General features: G+C 64.4%; 13 protein-coding genes. 5 read left to right on the top strand and 8 right to left on the bottom strand.

The window, feature by feature from the left end; genetic code table 11:
- The first annotated feature begins 26 nt into the window (after positions 1-26).
- Positions 27-1,004, top strand: coding sequence for a deazapurine DNA modification protein DpdA family protein (locus GQO94_RS19695; protein ID WP_156843097.1), 978 nt, complete (start codon positions 27-29; stop codon positions 1,002-1,004).
- Positions 1,005-1,110: 106 nt separating this feature from the next.
- Here GQO94_RS19695 and arsH read toward each other — a convergent pair whose 3' ends face one another.
- From arsH to GQO94_RS19660, 7 genes are all read right to left on the bottom strand, one after another.
- The gene (gene arsH, locus GQO94_RS19690) at positions 1,111-1,851 is read right to left on the bottom strand and encodes an arsenical resistance protein ArsH (protein WP_047100423.1); all 741 of its coding nucleotides are present in this window, start codon (positions 1,849-1,851) and stop codon (positions 1,111-1,113) included.
- The gene (gene arsB / locus GQO94_RS19685; protein ID WP_047100424.1) at positions 1,848-2,918 is read right to left on the bottom strand and encodes an ACR3 family arsenite efflux transporter; all 1,071 of its coding nucleotides are present in this window, start codon (positions 2,916-2,918) and stop codon (positions 1,848-1,850) included. The genes arsH and arsB overlap by 4 nt, the downstream gene beginning before the upstream one ends.
- 3 nt (positions 2,919-2,921) lie before the next feature.
- Positions 2,922-3,347: an arsenate reductase (glutaredoxin) gene (gene arsC / locus GQO94_RS19680; protein ID WP_047100425.1), complete on the bottom strand. Its 426-nt coding sequence runs from the start codon at positions 3,345-3,347 to the stop codon at positions 2,922-2,924.
- The gene (locus tag GQO94_RS19675) at positions 3,344-3,868 is read right to left on the bottom strand and encodes an arsenate reductase ArsC (protein ID WP_269748779.1); all 525 of its coding nucleotides are present in this window, start codon (positions 3,866-3,868) and stop codon (positions 3,344-3,346) included. The genes arsC and GQO94_RS19675 overlap by 4 nt, the downstream gene beginning before the upstream one ends.
- A gap of 144 nt (positions 3,869-4,012) precedes the next feature.
- Positions 4,013-4,741 carry an IS21-like element helper ATPase IstB gene (istB, locus tag GQO94_RS19670; RefSeq protein WP_156843095.1) on the bottom strand — a complete coding sequence of 243 codons (729 nt, stop codon included), beginning with the start codon at positions 4,739-4,741 and terminating at the stop codon, positions 4,013-4,015.
- Positions 4,728-6,242, bottom strand: a complete 1,515-nt coding sequence (gene istA / locus GQO94_RS19665; RefSeq protein WP_156843094.1) for an IS21 family transposase — start codon at positions 6,240-6,242, stop codon at positions 4,728-4,730. The genes istB and istA overlap by 14 nt, the downstream gene beginning before the upstream one ends.
- A 171-nt stretch (positions 6,243-6,413) precedes the next feature.
- Positions 6,414-6,746, bottom strand: a complete 333-nt coding sequence (locus GQO94_RS19660; protein ID WP_047100427.1) for an ArsR/SmtB family transcription factor — start codon at positions 6,744-6,746, stop codon at positions 6,414-6,416.
- Positions 6,747-6,901: 155 nt separating this feature from the next.
- Between GQO94_RS19660 and GQO94_RS19655 the strand changes: the two genes are divergently transcribed.
- Positions 6,902-8,044, top strand: a complete 1,143-nt coding sequence (locus tag GQO94_RS19655; protein WP_047100428.1) for a tyrosine-type recombinase/integrase — start codon at positions 6,902-6,904, stop codon at positions 8,042-8,044.
- Here the strand turns inward: GQO94_RS19655 and GQO94_RS19650 are convergent.
- Positions 8,028-8,219 carry a hypothetical protein gene (locus GQO94_RS19650; protein WP_053000810.1) on the bottom strand — a complete coding sequence of 64 codons (192 nt, stop codon included), beginning with the start codon at positions 8,217-8,219 and terminating at the stop codon, positions 8,028-8,030. The two genes, GQO94_RS19655 and GQO94_RS19650, sit on opposite strands and share 17 nt — an antisense overlap.
- A 177-nt stretch (positions 8,220-8,396) precedes the next feature.
- Between GQO94_RS19650 and GQO94_RS19645 the strand changes: the two genes are divergently transcribed.
- The 3 genes from GQO94_RS19645 to GQO94_RS19635 are packed head-to-tail and all read left to right on the top strand — an operon-like array spanning position 8,397 to position 12,098.
- Entirely contained in the window at positions 8,397-9,830 is a 1,434-nt protein-coding gene (locus GQO94_RS19645) for a site-specific integrase (protein WP_198046068.1), read from the top strand.
- Positions 9,827-11,674 (top strand): site-specific integrase, encoded by a 1,848-nt coding sequence (locus tag GQO94_RS19640; RefSeq protein ID WP_047100429.1) that lies wholly within the window; start codon positions 9,827-9,829, stop codon positions 11,672-11,674. Before GQO94_RS19645 ends, GQO94_RS19640 begins: the two co-directional genes overlap by 4 nt.
- A gap of 58 nt (positions 11,675-11,732) precedes the next feature.
- Positions 11,733-12,098 carry a hypothetical protein gene (locus GQO94_RS19635; protein WP_232333044.1) on the top strand — a complete coding sequence of 122 codons (366 nt, stop codon included), beginning with the start codon at positions 11,733-11,735 and terminating at the stop codon, positions 12,096-12,098.
- The last annotated feature ends 488 nt before the right edge of the window (positions 12,099-12,586 follow it).

Raw genomic sequence — 12,586 nt, 5'->3', positions numbered from 1 at the left:
CAAAACTCCTTCTCAAGGAACGTACCATGAACAGCGGCGCGCTCAAAGCGAGGTCGATCGATGTCATGATCGGGCTGCCACACCTGTCGGACGGCAAGCTGCTCGATCGGGCTCGGCGCCTGCAGCAGCCCGTCCTCGTCTCGGCCAATGCCTTCTCCCGTTGGTCGCGGCGGCGCGGTTGGCGTGAATGGGTGGGTTGGTCATTGCGCCAACTCGAAAATGCCCAAGGCCTCCATAGTCTCAGCCTCGACAGTGCGGGCTTCAGCGCGATGGTCAGCTACGGCGGCTATCCCTGGACCGTAGACGACTATATCCGCCTCGCGGCCGCATACCCGTTTCGCTGGTGGGCAAGCCTCGACTACTGCGTCGAGCATCAAGTCGCCGGAGACCGCGAAGAAGTCCTCGATCGAATGTCTCGCACCGTTCGTTCCAACATCGAGTGCCGCCTGCGCGCCGACGACGAAGGAATCCTCTCCACCTTCATGCCGGTGATCCAGGGAAGGCTCCCTGCGGATTATGAGCGGTGCGCCGACGCTCTATCGGGGACGATCGACCGGGCCGGGCTCGTTGGAGTCGGGTCCATGTGCCGGCGCGCAATCCATGGTCCCGAAGGACTGATAGCCGTCGTCGACCATCTCGATCGGATTCTTCCAAGGCCCATCAGGCTCCATCTGTTCGGCGTAAAGGGCGAAGCTCTTCCGTATCTCACGGCATTCCGCCACCGCGTGGCCTCGATCGATAGCCAGGCCTATGGCGTCGCGGCCAGGAATGCCGCCCGGCGCGATGGCCGCCCTAAAAGCGATGCTGTCGTGGCGGACCATATGGAGTCCTGGGTCCGCGCCCAGCATGAGCGCTTGCGCCAGCCCCAGCGCCGGCTTCCAGTGCAGCTGCCCGAACCTGAACCCGCTCGACCTGATGATCCATGGGAAGTGGCAATCGCCGAAGCGCGGCAGCAAATCCGTGAGCTGATCGAATCCGGCGATCTCTTAGGTCCGGTCCTCTGATCTGTCTCATTAGGAACGGATGCGGAGAGGGATCAGGCCGACCGCCGCGCTAACCCAAAGAGCTGGCGGTGGTCGGCCTGATCCCTCGCTTGGCGAGGCGCTCGACTTAAGCGATCGACTGCGATGCCAGATCGGGGGCGGCATCCTGCTTTGCCGCCTCCGCCTTCCGCTCCGAATAGCGGTCGACGAGCTGCACGGCGTGCCCACGGGTGAGCACGGTAAAGCGCACCAGCTCCTCCATCACATCGACGATGCGGTCATAGTAACTGGAGGGCTTCATGCGACCGGCTTCGTCGAACTCCTTGTAGGCCATCGCCACGCTTGACTGGTTGGGGATGGTGAACATCCGCATCCAGCGGCCGAGCAGCCGGAGCGTGTTGACCGCGTTGAACGACTGCGATCCGCCCGACACCTGCATCACCGCCAGCGTGCGGCCCTGGGTCGGGCGCATCCCCTTCATCTCCAGCGGCAGATGGTCGATCTGCGCTTTCATGATACCGGTGATCTGGCCGTGACGCTCCGGGCTGCACCACACCATGCCCTCCGACCACATGGCATGGTCGCGCAGTTCATGGACGGCGGGATGATCGTCGCCCTTCACCTGATCGGGCAACGGCAGGTCGGTCGGATCGAAGATGCGCGTCTCCGCCCCGAAGAACTGGAGCAACCGTGCCGCCTCCTCGACTGCGAAACGCGAGAAGGACCGTTCGCGCAATGAACCATAGAGCAGCAGGATACGCGGCGGTGGATCGCCCGCACCAAGCCCGAACGCGGGCCGCTCATGGACATAGCGGAGATCGAGCGCCGGCAGATGATCCGGGTCGGTCAACTCGCTGATACGGGTCAAGCAGCGGCTCCCTTCTCATACCAGCCGCGTGTCCGCTTCACGATCGCCACGACCGACAGCATCACCGGCACCTCGACCAGCACGCCAACCACCGTGGCGAGCGCGGCGCCGGACTTGAGGCCGAACAGGCTTATTGCGGCGGCCACCGCCAGCTCGAAGAAATTGGACGCGCCGATCAGCGCGGCGGGCGCCGCCACGCACCATGCGACGCCAAAACGGCGGCTCAGCCAATAGGCCAGCCCGGCATTGAAATAGACCTGTACCAGAATCGGCACGGCGATGAGCGCGATCACAAAGGGCTGCGCGACGATTGCCTCGCCCTGGAAGCCGAACAGCAACATCAGCGTCGCCAGCAGGGCGGTGAGCGACACCGGCCCGAGCCGGGCCAGCAGCCGGTCAAGCGCGGCCTGTCCGCCTGATGCCAGCACGGCGCGACGGACGAGCTGCGCGACGATCACCGGCACGACAATGTAGAGGCCGACCGAGAGCAACAGCGTATCCCACGGCACCGTCACCGAGGCGACGCCGAGCAGCAGCCCGACCAGCGGTGCGAAGGCGAACACCATGATGAGGTCGTTCAGCGCCACCTGGCTCAACGTGTAATTGGGTTCGCCGTCGCAGAGGTTCGACCACACGAACACCATTGCCGTGCAGGGCGCAGCCGCCAGCAGGATCAGCCCGGCGATATAGGACGGCGCTTCGCCCGCCGGCAGCAACGGCGCGAACATCCAGCCCAGGAACAGCGTGCCGAGCAGCGCCATCGAGAAAGGCTTGACCGCCCAATTGATGAACAGCGTGACACCGACGCCCTTCCAATGCTGGCGCACCGATCCCAGCGCGCCGAAGTCGATCTTGAGCAGCATCGGCACGATCATCAGCCAGATCAGCACCGCGACGACGAGATTGACCCGCGCCACCTCGGCGGAGGCAATCGCGCCGAACAGGCCGGGCAACATATGGCCGAGCGCGATCCCAGCAACGATGCAGAGCGCCACCCACAGGGTCAGATAGCGCTCGAAGAAGGAGATGCCGGGACGAGCCGGCGTGGCGTCGAGAACGGTCGCCATGCCTCAGATCACCCGCGCGCCGGCCGCATCGACGACCTGTTGGCCGTCCTCCTTGGCGAATGCGCCCTGTTGCGGTGCGGGTAGCAGGTCCAGTACCGCCTCCGAAGGGCGACACAGTTTCACGCCGAGCGGCGAGACGACCAGCGGCCGGTTGATGAGGATCGGGTGTGCCATCATTGCGTCGATCAGGGCTTCATCTGACAGCGAGGGATCGCCCAGGCCTAGTTCGGCATAGGGCGTGCCCTTCTCGCGCAGCAGCTCGCGCGGCGTGATCCCGGCGCGCGCGATGAGCTGGACCAGCAATGGCCGCGACGGTGGGGTCTTCAGATATTCGATGACATGCGGCTCGATCCCGGCATTGCGGATCAGGCCCACCACGTTGCGCGACGTGCCGCACTCCGGGTTGTGATAGACGATGATGTCGGTCACGCCGCATCTCCCCGGCGAGTGGTCGAGCCTTCGGTATGGCCGATCTCGCGCAGCTTGGCGGTCAGCGCCGTGGCTTCGAGCTTGTCGATCGGCAGCGAGATGAACAGCCGGATACGGTTTTCCAGATAGTTCAGCGCCATCACGAAAGCGCGTTCGCGCTCTATGTCACCGCCCTGGACATGGCTTGGATCTTCGATGCCCCAATGGGCCGTCATTGGATGGCCGGGCCATACCGGGCAGACTTCACCGGCTGCGTCGTCGCAGACGGTGAACACGAAATCCATGACCGGCGCACCGGGCCGGGAAAACTCCTCCCAGCTTTTCGAGCGCAGGCCCTCGGTCGGATAGTCGAGCCGTTCCAGCAGTGCGAGCGCGTCGGGGTTAACCGCGCCCTTGGGATAGCTCCCGGCCGAGAAGGCATGGAAGCGACCTTGGCCGAGCTTGTTCATGGCGCTCTCGGCGAGGATCGAGCGTGCCGAATTGCCGGTGCTGTCAAACGGCGCGCAAACGGGACCCCGTATCGGCGTTGAAGAGGGACCCCCTTTTCGAGATTAGGCAAACGGTTGTGGGGAGCGCCCTGCGCTGGGTGCGGTGGAGGTCGGGCGTAGCCCGGCCGGAGGCGCACCCAGCGCAAGTCCGTTCTGAAGCTAGGGTGAGAGTGGCGGCTAACTGCGGTTTTTGAAGCGCCAGCTGTCGTTGCCGGTCTCGACGATATCGCAGTGATGGGTGACCCGGTCGAGCAGAGCCGTCGTCATTTTGGGGTCACCGAACACGGTAGGCCACTCGCCGAAGGCGAGGTTGGTCGTGATGACGACGCTGGTACGTTCGTAGAGCTTGCTGATCAGGTGGAACAGGAGCTGGCCGCCAGAGCGCGCGAACGGCAGATATCCAAGCTCATCGAGCACCACCAGGTCGAGCCGTGAGAGCTGTCCCGCCAGGGTCCCGCCCTTGCCGATCCGGGTCTCCTCTTCGAGGCGTGTCACCAGATCGACGGTGTTGAAGTATCGTGCCCGAGCCCCTTTGCGCACGACGTTGGCGGTAATCGCGATGGCGAGGTGGGTCTTGCCGGTGCCCGTGCCGCCGACGAGCACGATGTTGCGGCGCGCCGGCAGGAAGGAGCCATCATGCAGGGAGCGGATCAGCCCTTCGTTGATCGGCGTCCCTTCGAAGTTGAACCGCTCCAGGTCCTTCACCACCGGCAGCCGCGCGGCCGTCATGCGATACCGGATCGAGGCGGCGTCGCGATGGGTGGCTTCCGCGCGGAGCAGATCGGTCAGGATCTCCATGGTGGTGCGCTGGCGCTGGAGGCCGGTGGTGACGGCCTCGTCGTACGCCGCCACCATGCCCTTGAGGCCCAGGCCGCGCATCGTGTCGATCATCTCATGCCGCTGCATCATAGCCTCGCAGCTGGTCGTAGCGGGCACAGTCGGCGATGGGTGGATGGCTCAACATCCGGTCTTCCGAAGTGACGATGCTATGCGGCATCGCCGGCTCGCGGCGGCGGGAGAGGATGTTGAGGATCAGGTCGTCGCTGACCGTTCCGCTCGCCAGCGCTTCGCGCACCGCCGCCTCGACCTGCTCCAGCCCATCGGTGAGCACGGCCGAGAGCACCCGCACGAACCTGCGATCCGCCTCATCCCCGTGCCCCAGCCTGCGTCGCAGGCGATGGAGGGATGGCGGCAGCTCCCAGTCCTGGAACGGCGCGCCGTTGCGCAGGGCGCCGGGCTTGTGGGCCAGAACCTGCAGATAATGCCAGGGATCGTAAATGGTGCGGTTCCGCCCGAAGTGACGCTCATGTTCCCCGACGATCTCTTCGCCGCAGCGGATGACGATCCGGTCCGCATAGGCGCGCACCTGCACCGTGCGCCGCGCCGCCCTGGACATGACCGAGTAGCGGTTGCGGTCGAAGCTGATGAGGCAGGTGCCGGTGACAGCATGCTCGCTCTCATGGAAGCCGTCGAAGGACGCCAGGATCGGCTGCAGGACAGGCCGCTCCATCTCCAGCGCCTGGGCCACGGTGATATCGCCGCGCTCGGGATGGGCGTGATGCTCGGCCCAGCGCCGGCACTCCGCCTCGAGCCATCCGTTGAGCTCGGCCAGGCTTGCGAACCGAAGCCGGGGCTGGAAGAAGCGCCCCCGGATCGTCTGCACCTGCTGCTCGACCTGTCCCTTCTCCCATCCCGCCGCCGGTGTGCAGGCGGTCGGTTCGACCATGTAATGATCGGTCATGATCAGGAAGCGGCGGTTGAACACGCGCTCCTTGCCCGTGAACACGCTCGTCACCGCCGTCTTCATGTTGTCGTAGATGCCGCGCCGGGGAACGCCGCCGAAGAAGGCGAAGGCCCGTGCATGGGCGTCGAACAGCATCTCCTGGCCCTCGCGCGGATAGGCCCGGACATAAGGCGCACGGGATGCGCAGAGGCGGACGTGCGCAACCTTCACCCGCATCGGCTTGCCGGCGATCTCCACGTCCTCGTGGCTCCAGTCGAACTGATAGGCCTCACCGGGCTGGAACGTCATCGGGATGAAGGCCGGTGCGTCGTCGCCTCCGTCCTTGCGCCGCTGCTCCCGCCAGCGGCTCGCATAGCGGCGGACGGCATCGTAGGAGCCTTCAAAGCCCTCCCGCACCAGCAGGTCGTGGATGCGCGTCATCCGCAGCCGATCGCGCCGGTTGCGCACCTCGTTCTCTTCAAGAAGCGTGTCGAGACGATCCTGAAAAGGACCGATCCTAGGCAATGGCTGTACCTTGCGCTGATAGTTGAATGCCGCCTCTGGAGACCGGATCGCCTTGCGCACTACCTTCCTCGAAAGACGAAGGTCACGAACGATCGCCTTGATCGACTTGCCCGCCGCATGCTCACGCCGAATCCGTACTACTGTCTCCACTATCAACATCCCGTTCTCGCCACTTGGTCAAACCACGCGGCCTCTTAAAACTCCGGGATGAAAGGGGTCCTTTTTGCACGCCGATCACCCCCCGAACGGGGGGCCTATTGCACGCCGATCCTCAGCCGGTGCAGAGGAACAGGACGTTGAACACGCGATCGGTGGACATGGCAGTCTCCGTCAGCAGCAGGGGACGAGTTCGGCGACGAGCGGTGCACACAGTTCCGGTTTTCCGGCGCAGCAGTCCTTCACCAGAAAGAGGGTCAGCGCGCGCAGCGCATCGAGGTCGGCGCAGTAGATGATCGACCGGCTTTGCCGCTCGGACTTCAGCAGGCCCGCGCGCGTCAACGCGGCGAGGTGCGCGGACATCGTGTTCTGAGGAACGTCGAGCGCTTTTGCGATCTCGCCGGCGGGCAATCCTTCGGGCTCGTGGCGCACCAGCAACCGAAATGCGTCAAGGCGTGTGCCCTGCGCGAGAGCGGCCAGGGCCGTGATAGCCGAATCAGTATCCATATATCCGAGATAGTGGATATATGGATGAATTGGAACAGGCGTCGTGTCGCCCGGCCCAAAAAGTGCTCGCTCAGCCGACTGTCCGAACTGGAAAGGCCGGGATGATGCTAGAATAACCGCCCTGATCCCGCGTGCGTGAGGCGGAGGTGTGATCCATGGTGACGATCATCCGTGCCGTTCCAGGTGAGCCCGGCATTCCCGCCGGGTTCCCCATCCTGTTCGACGCGAACATGGCCATCATCGAGCCGGCCTTTGCCTATCTGCTCGAACATGCCGAGGTTCATGGCCACTCCCAGGCCTCGGAGACGGTACGGACCTATGGCGAGCACCTGTATGAGTGGTTCGATGCGCTCGAGCAGTCCAACATCAAATGGGATGTCGCTGACGAGCATATACTCGCAGCTTATCGATCCCGAATGCTCGAAGGGCCGAGCCAGCATACCGGGCGGCCGTTTGCCCGCTCCACCATCAATGCCCGGGTTGCCACCGTCTATCGCTTCTATTCCTGGGCCCTCGATCACGACTTCATCCGGCATCGCGCGTTCCCGCGACCGTTGCAGACACGGCAGGGCAGGGGACCGCGTGTTGGGCCACAGATCAGACGCCGTTCGACCGGGAGCCTCACGGTCTCGGTCCCGGAGCAACTGCCACGACCAATGCGCCCCGATGAGCTGGCAAGGCTGTTCGCGCAGCTTGCGCCGACCGCGCGCCTTGCAGGGGAGTGGGCGCTGTGCGCAGGCCTTCGACGCAAGGAACTATGTGCTCTGGCGGTCGATCAGATACCGGATAGCTGGTCGCTTCACCCGGAAGAGACGCCGCTTGTAGGCGTGCCGCTCAGCATCACCAAGGGCGACCGGCCGCGAACGGTCTATCCGCCGGTTCGCCTGCTTGATCGCACGCACTGGTATATCGGAGAGGACCGGGCCCGGATCGTGCGGCGCGCGCGCAATGCCGATCCCCGCTACAGGGCGCCGCCCAATCTTCTCCTGAATGAACATGGCCGTGCGATGACGCGCAAACGCCTGACGGCGCTTCTGTCCGAGGCGTTCGCGGCCGCTGGGTTGCCCGGCACGCTGCATTGGCTCCGTCACACCTTCGCGATGGTGATGCTCACGCGGCTTCAGATCCAGGCTCGTGCCAATCCGGCGCTGAATCCGCTGAAGATCGTCCAGGTTCTGTTGGGCCATGCCTCGATCGCGACGACCGCCATCTACCTGCGCTGCGTCGAGCTGTACGAACCCGATATCAACGAGAGCCTTGCCTGGCTCTACGGCGAAGCGATCAACGATGCTGGCTGAGGGACGGATCGACCGCCGTATCGCGATCGATCGAGCATCGACCGCGCAAGCGCCAGATGATCGACGCTTCTCCTTTCGTGATGAATGGGGACAGGTCGTGCAGACGTTCGATCCGGTCGCCCTCGACATGCCACATGACCTCACCTGCGCCTTTGTCGAGGCGTTCAGGGTTCATGATGCCGGATCTTCGATCTCCACACGACGCGGACGCTGGAGAGTGATCCGGCGCTTCGGTCGCTTCCTACGCACAGAAGGCGTAAGCTGTGCTGCTGATGTGAACGCCGGCACGATCCGGCGCTACATTGATGCGCTGGCACCCTCGATAGAAGGCCGCCAGCTCAGCCGAGCCACGATGGCTCAACGCTTCGCCAGCCTGAAACCATTGCTCGAGCGCATCGAGCAGACCGATCCGGATCTGTTCGGGAGCGCGCTCGCCATCCCCTACAGCCCGTTCCCCAGCACGGGGTGGGCGCCAGAACCCAAAGCCCGGCTCACGGCAGCGGAAATGAAAACGATCCTCGCGGCCGCCTATGAAGAGATCGACATCGCATGGGCGCGGTTCCAGCGCGGCCAGAAGATCATCGCCTCTCCCCAACCCCCGGAGGGAACTGGTCCGAGAGAGGCGCTCGCGCGCTGGGTGTGGAAACTCCACCGGATCGGCGGCGGCATCGCTCCGAGCGGCGAGACAATCCGCGCTGCCGGGATCAACCCGAACTCGCTCGAGCATCATGGACGTCAGGAGGCGATCGCTCAGCATTATCACCTGACCTCGCACACGATGGGGCCGTTCTTTGTCGCGCTGGCGATCCAGCTTGCCGCCAATCCCCAGCCTCTTCGGGCGATCCGCCGCGACTGCCTCGTGCCCCATCCACTCGATGATCATCGGGTCATGGTGGAATGGCTCAAGCAGCGGGGCGGTCGAACTCCGAAAATGCAGCGTCGGTCCTTCGACCGCCGTAAAATGCGATCCGCACCGCGTCTGATCGAAATGCTGCTGGCGATGACCGAGCCGCTGATCGAGCATGCTCCGCCTGAAGAACGGGAATGTCTGTTCCTGATCCGCTATCTGTCGCGGGCCTATTATCGCAGGCACGACTATCCTGCCGGCCTGATCGCGCCCGACAGCATCCCCGGGTTCATCAATCGCTTCATCGGCCGCACCAACAGGCGGATCGAACGCTGGAACACCGCACATCCGGAGCAACCGAAACCACTGGTGCCCAAGTTCACGGCCTCGCAACTACGCGGCAGCGTCGCCACGGAGCATTATCTGGCTTCTGGCGGCGACCTGCGCGCGGCAGGGACGGTTCTCAATCACGCCAGCCTCGTCACGACCGATCGCTACGTCGAGGGACCGGCCGCACGGAAGCTCGAGCAGGAGACGATCGCGCGCCTTCAGAAGCTCATGGTAGCCTGGGTCTGCGGACCCGACCGGAAGGAGCCCGCCCGCCACGGCCCGGTAACGGCATTGTTCGGGCATCGTTGTCTGGCGCCTGTCGAACAGGGCGCTGACGGAAATCCGCATCTCTGTCCGAGACTGCGAGGTTGCCTTGCCTGTCCGGGGCTGATCGTTCCGCTTGATGTCGAGCGGTTCGCGCGCGTGCTGCAAGCTCGCCGGCATCTTCTCGACGCCCGCGATCAGATCGATCCGGCTCGCTGGGCGTTGTTCTATGCGCCCAGCTTGCAGGTGCTCGAACATGATCTTCTTCCGGCGTTCCCGCCCGACTTGAGGGAGGAGGCAGAACAACGGGCCGCGATGCTCCCCGATCTCCCGGAACTGGAATGAGCGTTCCGCTCCTCGCCTTGCCGCAGGCCTCGCTGCGCGTCTCTCCGCACTCGATGTTCGGCGACGACCATTGGCAGATGGCGACAGGCGTCGTGGGTCAGCGGGACACCACCTTCCGCGTCGACTGGGGGTTCACACTGCCCGACGGAAGCCGGTTCAACGAGCCGCATTGGCGGACGCTGCGCGAGGCGAGCAAGCATCTGCTCTGGTCGTTGCACAGCGATCCACCTCCCGGTCGATCCGCGCTCTCGTTACGTTCGCTTGGAACGCAGGGAACGCTCCAGCGGGTCGTGCTGGAATGGATGGCGGGCCGCGGCCTGGCTCGATGGTCGGAACTGGATGACGAGGCCATCCGGCATCTATTCGATGATCTCGCCCAGCGCCCGAGAGACAATGGCACGATGGCGCTATCGACCGCGAGCAACTACCGCACGCTGCTGCGGGCGTTTTACCAACAGCGTGAGAAGCTTCCCGACACCCCGAAATCCGCGCCGCCTGCGCTCAATGAGCTGGGCCGTTGGCGCCCGGTCGAGCGGTGGCCCTATACGCCTGATGAAATCGCAATGCCGCTCGTTGCGGGAGCGCTCCATCTCATCGGCGAGCCAGCCGATACCATCCTTCATATGCGTGACGACATACAGGCGCTGCACGATGCGGCTTCCGCAAAAGGGCATGCAAAACCGGGGCGTTCCAGGCGCATACGCCGATACCTGCACGCTGCTCCACCGATCGAGTTTGTTCCTGGGCAGGCTCAGCCGCTGACGGTCCAGCCGATGCTCACCTTCAATGGCATGGTGGCCCGTCTCTACGAGGCTTGCTTCATTGTCCTCGCCTATCTCGTTGGGCCGCGCGCTTCGGAAATCCTATCGCTGGAAGCCGGTTGCATCGAGCGGGTGCAGGGCGAGCAGCAGGAGATGTTCGCCTATCTGACCGGCACGATCCGAAAGGACGCTCCAGGAGACGGAGTGCCGCATCGCTGGATCGCCCCCGAACCCGCCGTTCGCGCCATCGAAGTTCTTGAGCGCCTATCGGCACCATGGCGAGCGATCGACGGCCGACAATATCTCTGGCTGCTCCAGGTCCGCCCGGGGAGCGCGATCCGAACCTCGGCATTGCCGATCGAGCCGCTCACCAGTTCGGCTATGAATATACGCCTGAATGACGGCATTGGGGCCGCGCTTCGCCTTCCCGAAATCAACGGTGAAAGCTGGAGGCTTGCCACCCACCAGGGCCGCAAGACCTTCGCGCGGTTCGTGGGCCGGCGCGACAGGACCGGTCTCGCGGCATTGGCCAAGCATCTCGGGCATGTGACCCGCGCCATGACCGACCGCGCCTATGTCGGCACGGACTTCGAGCTGGTTGAACTGGTCGACGCCCAGGCGGCACGAGAAACCCGCGCCGCGCTCGAAGAGTTGCTGGTCGCGCCTCGCCTGGGCGGCAAGGCGGGGCGCGATCTTGCGGCGCGATCGCCGTTCCGCGGTCGCACGCACGATGGCGACCTCGATGCCTACATCACCCGCCTGTTGGCCGATACCGACATCAGGCTCGGCGTCTGCGACTGGGGCTACTGTCTCTACCGTCGGGAGACGTCTGCCTGCCTCGGGTCCGACAAAGAGCCCAATCCCGTTCTCCGCACGCAGGGCACATGCGTCACTTGCGCGAACTTCGCGGTGAGCGAACGTCACAAGCCGGTCTGGGAAGCCCGCCTGAAACGAAACCTGGCTCTCCTGGAAAGAACCGACCTTGACCCTGAAAGCCGAAATCTGGCGATCACGCGGGTCGAGGAGAGCCGCCGCGTGATCGACGATCTCGATTTGCAGCCCGCCGATGGCAACCTCGGCTGATACGCCCCAAGGGCGTCGCCGCGAGCGGGTCGCTACCCGCCTGCGGGAAGCTCTCGCCGTGTTGCGCGCCGATCCTGAATCCGAAATCTCCGTTGCGGCGCTGGCCCGGCACGCCGGCATCGGACGCAATGCGCTCTACACCAATCATCGCGCTGTGCTTGAAGATCTCCGTGCCCTTCAGGCTGAACGATCTCCGGCTTCGGGTCAGGATGAGGTTCCAAAGCTGGATGGAGGAAAGGGGGAGGCGGAGGTGCGGATCCGGGTGCTGGCCACCGAGAATGCCTCTCTCTTGCGGCGCGCGTTGATCGCGGAGAGCCGCGCGAAGCGGTTGGAGGAGCGCAATGCCGACCTTGTCCGCGAGCTTCGGGACCGACGCAATGTTGCTATGCTGCCGATCGCCCCGCCGAATGCGTCCGAAGAATAGCCGCGCGCGGGGCTAACCAGACGTCCGGTTAGCGAGCGCGCCCGAAAACCCTTCAAGGTCAGCCAACTGGACCTAATCGGACAGGCCGAACCAGACCTAAGATCTTGATCACGATGAGACAACCGCGCCCTGGATCGAACAGTGGGCCGCCGACATCTACCGCGAACGCATGACCGCTGATCACGCCTAACCGCCCGGCGCGCTTTCCCTCGAGCGCGTGAGCACCCAAACCACCAAAGAGGAGAGGGGGTGCGGCGACGACCCGACAGGAACGCGCGAGTTCCTGCAGATCGAGGAGCCCTCATGTCCCACCATTTCATTGTCGCCGAGCTGATCCCCGCTCGCTCTAGTCGTGCGGAGGTCCGCAATCTGAGAACGGCGGTGCAAAATTAGACCACGGTAGCGGCGGCGAAGTGCTGCTGCGGGCGGCGTAAAAGTCGTCCACTTTTTCCCTTTCGCGATGGCGGCGAGGGGGATGAGGGATTTAC

Source organism: Novosphingobium aquimarinum (assembly GCF_009746585.1).
Classification (GTDB): domain Bacteria; phylum Pseudomonadota; class Alphaproteobacteria; order Sphingomonadales; family Sphingomonadaceae; genus Novosphingobium; species Novosphingobium aquimarinum.
The sequence above is the reverse complement of the archived record's forward strand: the minus strand, read 5'-3'. Positions and strand labels throughout refer to the sequence as shown.

Coding starts and splice junctions, on each gene's coding strand:
- GQO94_RS19695 (WP_156843097.1), top strand. CDS start 27: ATGAACAGCGGCGCGCTCAAAGCGAGGTCGATCGATGTCATGATCGGG.
- arsB (WP_047100424.1), bottom strand. CDS start 2,918: ATGGCGACCGTTCTCGACGCCACGCCGGCTCGTCCCGGCATCTCCTTC.
- istB (WP_156843095.1), bottom strand. CDS start 4,741: ATGCAGCGGCATGAGATGATCGACACGATGCGCGGCCTGGGCCTCAAG.
- istA (WP_156843094.1), bottom strand. CDS start 6,242: ATGTTGATAGTGGAGACAGTAGTACGGATTCGGCGTGAGCATGCGGCG.
- GQO94_RS19660 (WP_047100427.1), bottom strand. CDS start 6,746: ATGGATACTGATTCGGCTATCACGGCCCTGGCCGCTCTCGCGCAGGGC.
- GQO94_RS19655 (WP_047100428.1), top strand. CDS start 6,902: ATGGTGACGATCATCCGTGCCGTTCCAGGTGAGCCCGGCATTCCCGCC.
- GQO94_RS19650 (WP_053000810.1), bottom strand. CDS start 8,219: ATGAACCCTGAACGCCTCGACAAAGGCGCAGGTGAGGTCATGTGGCAT.
- GQO94_RS19645 (WP_198046068.1), top strand. CDS start 8,397: ATGGCTCAACGCTTCGCCAGCCTGAAACCATTGCTCGAGCGCATCGAG.
- GQO94_RS19640 (WP_047100429.1), top strand. CDS start 9,827: ATGAGCGTTCCGCTCCTCGCCTTGCCGCAGGCCTCGCTGCGCGTCTCT.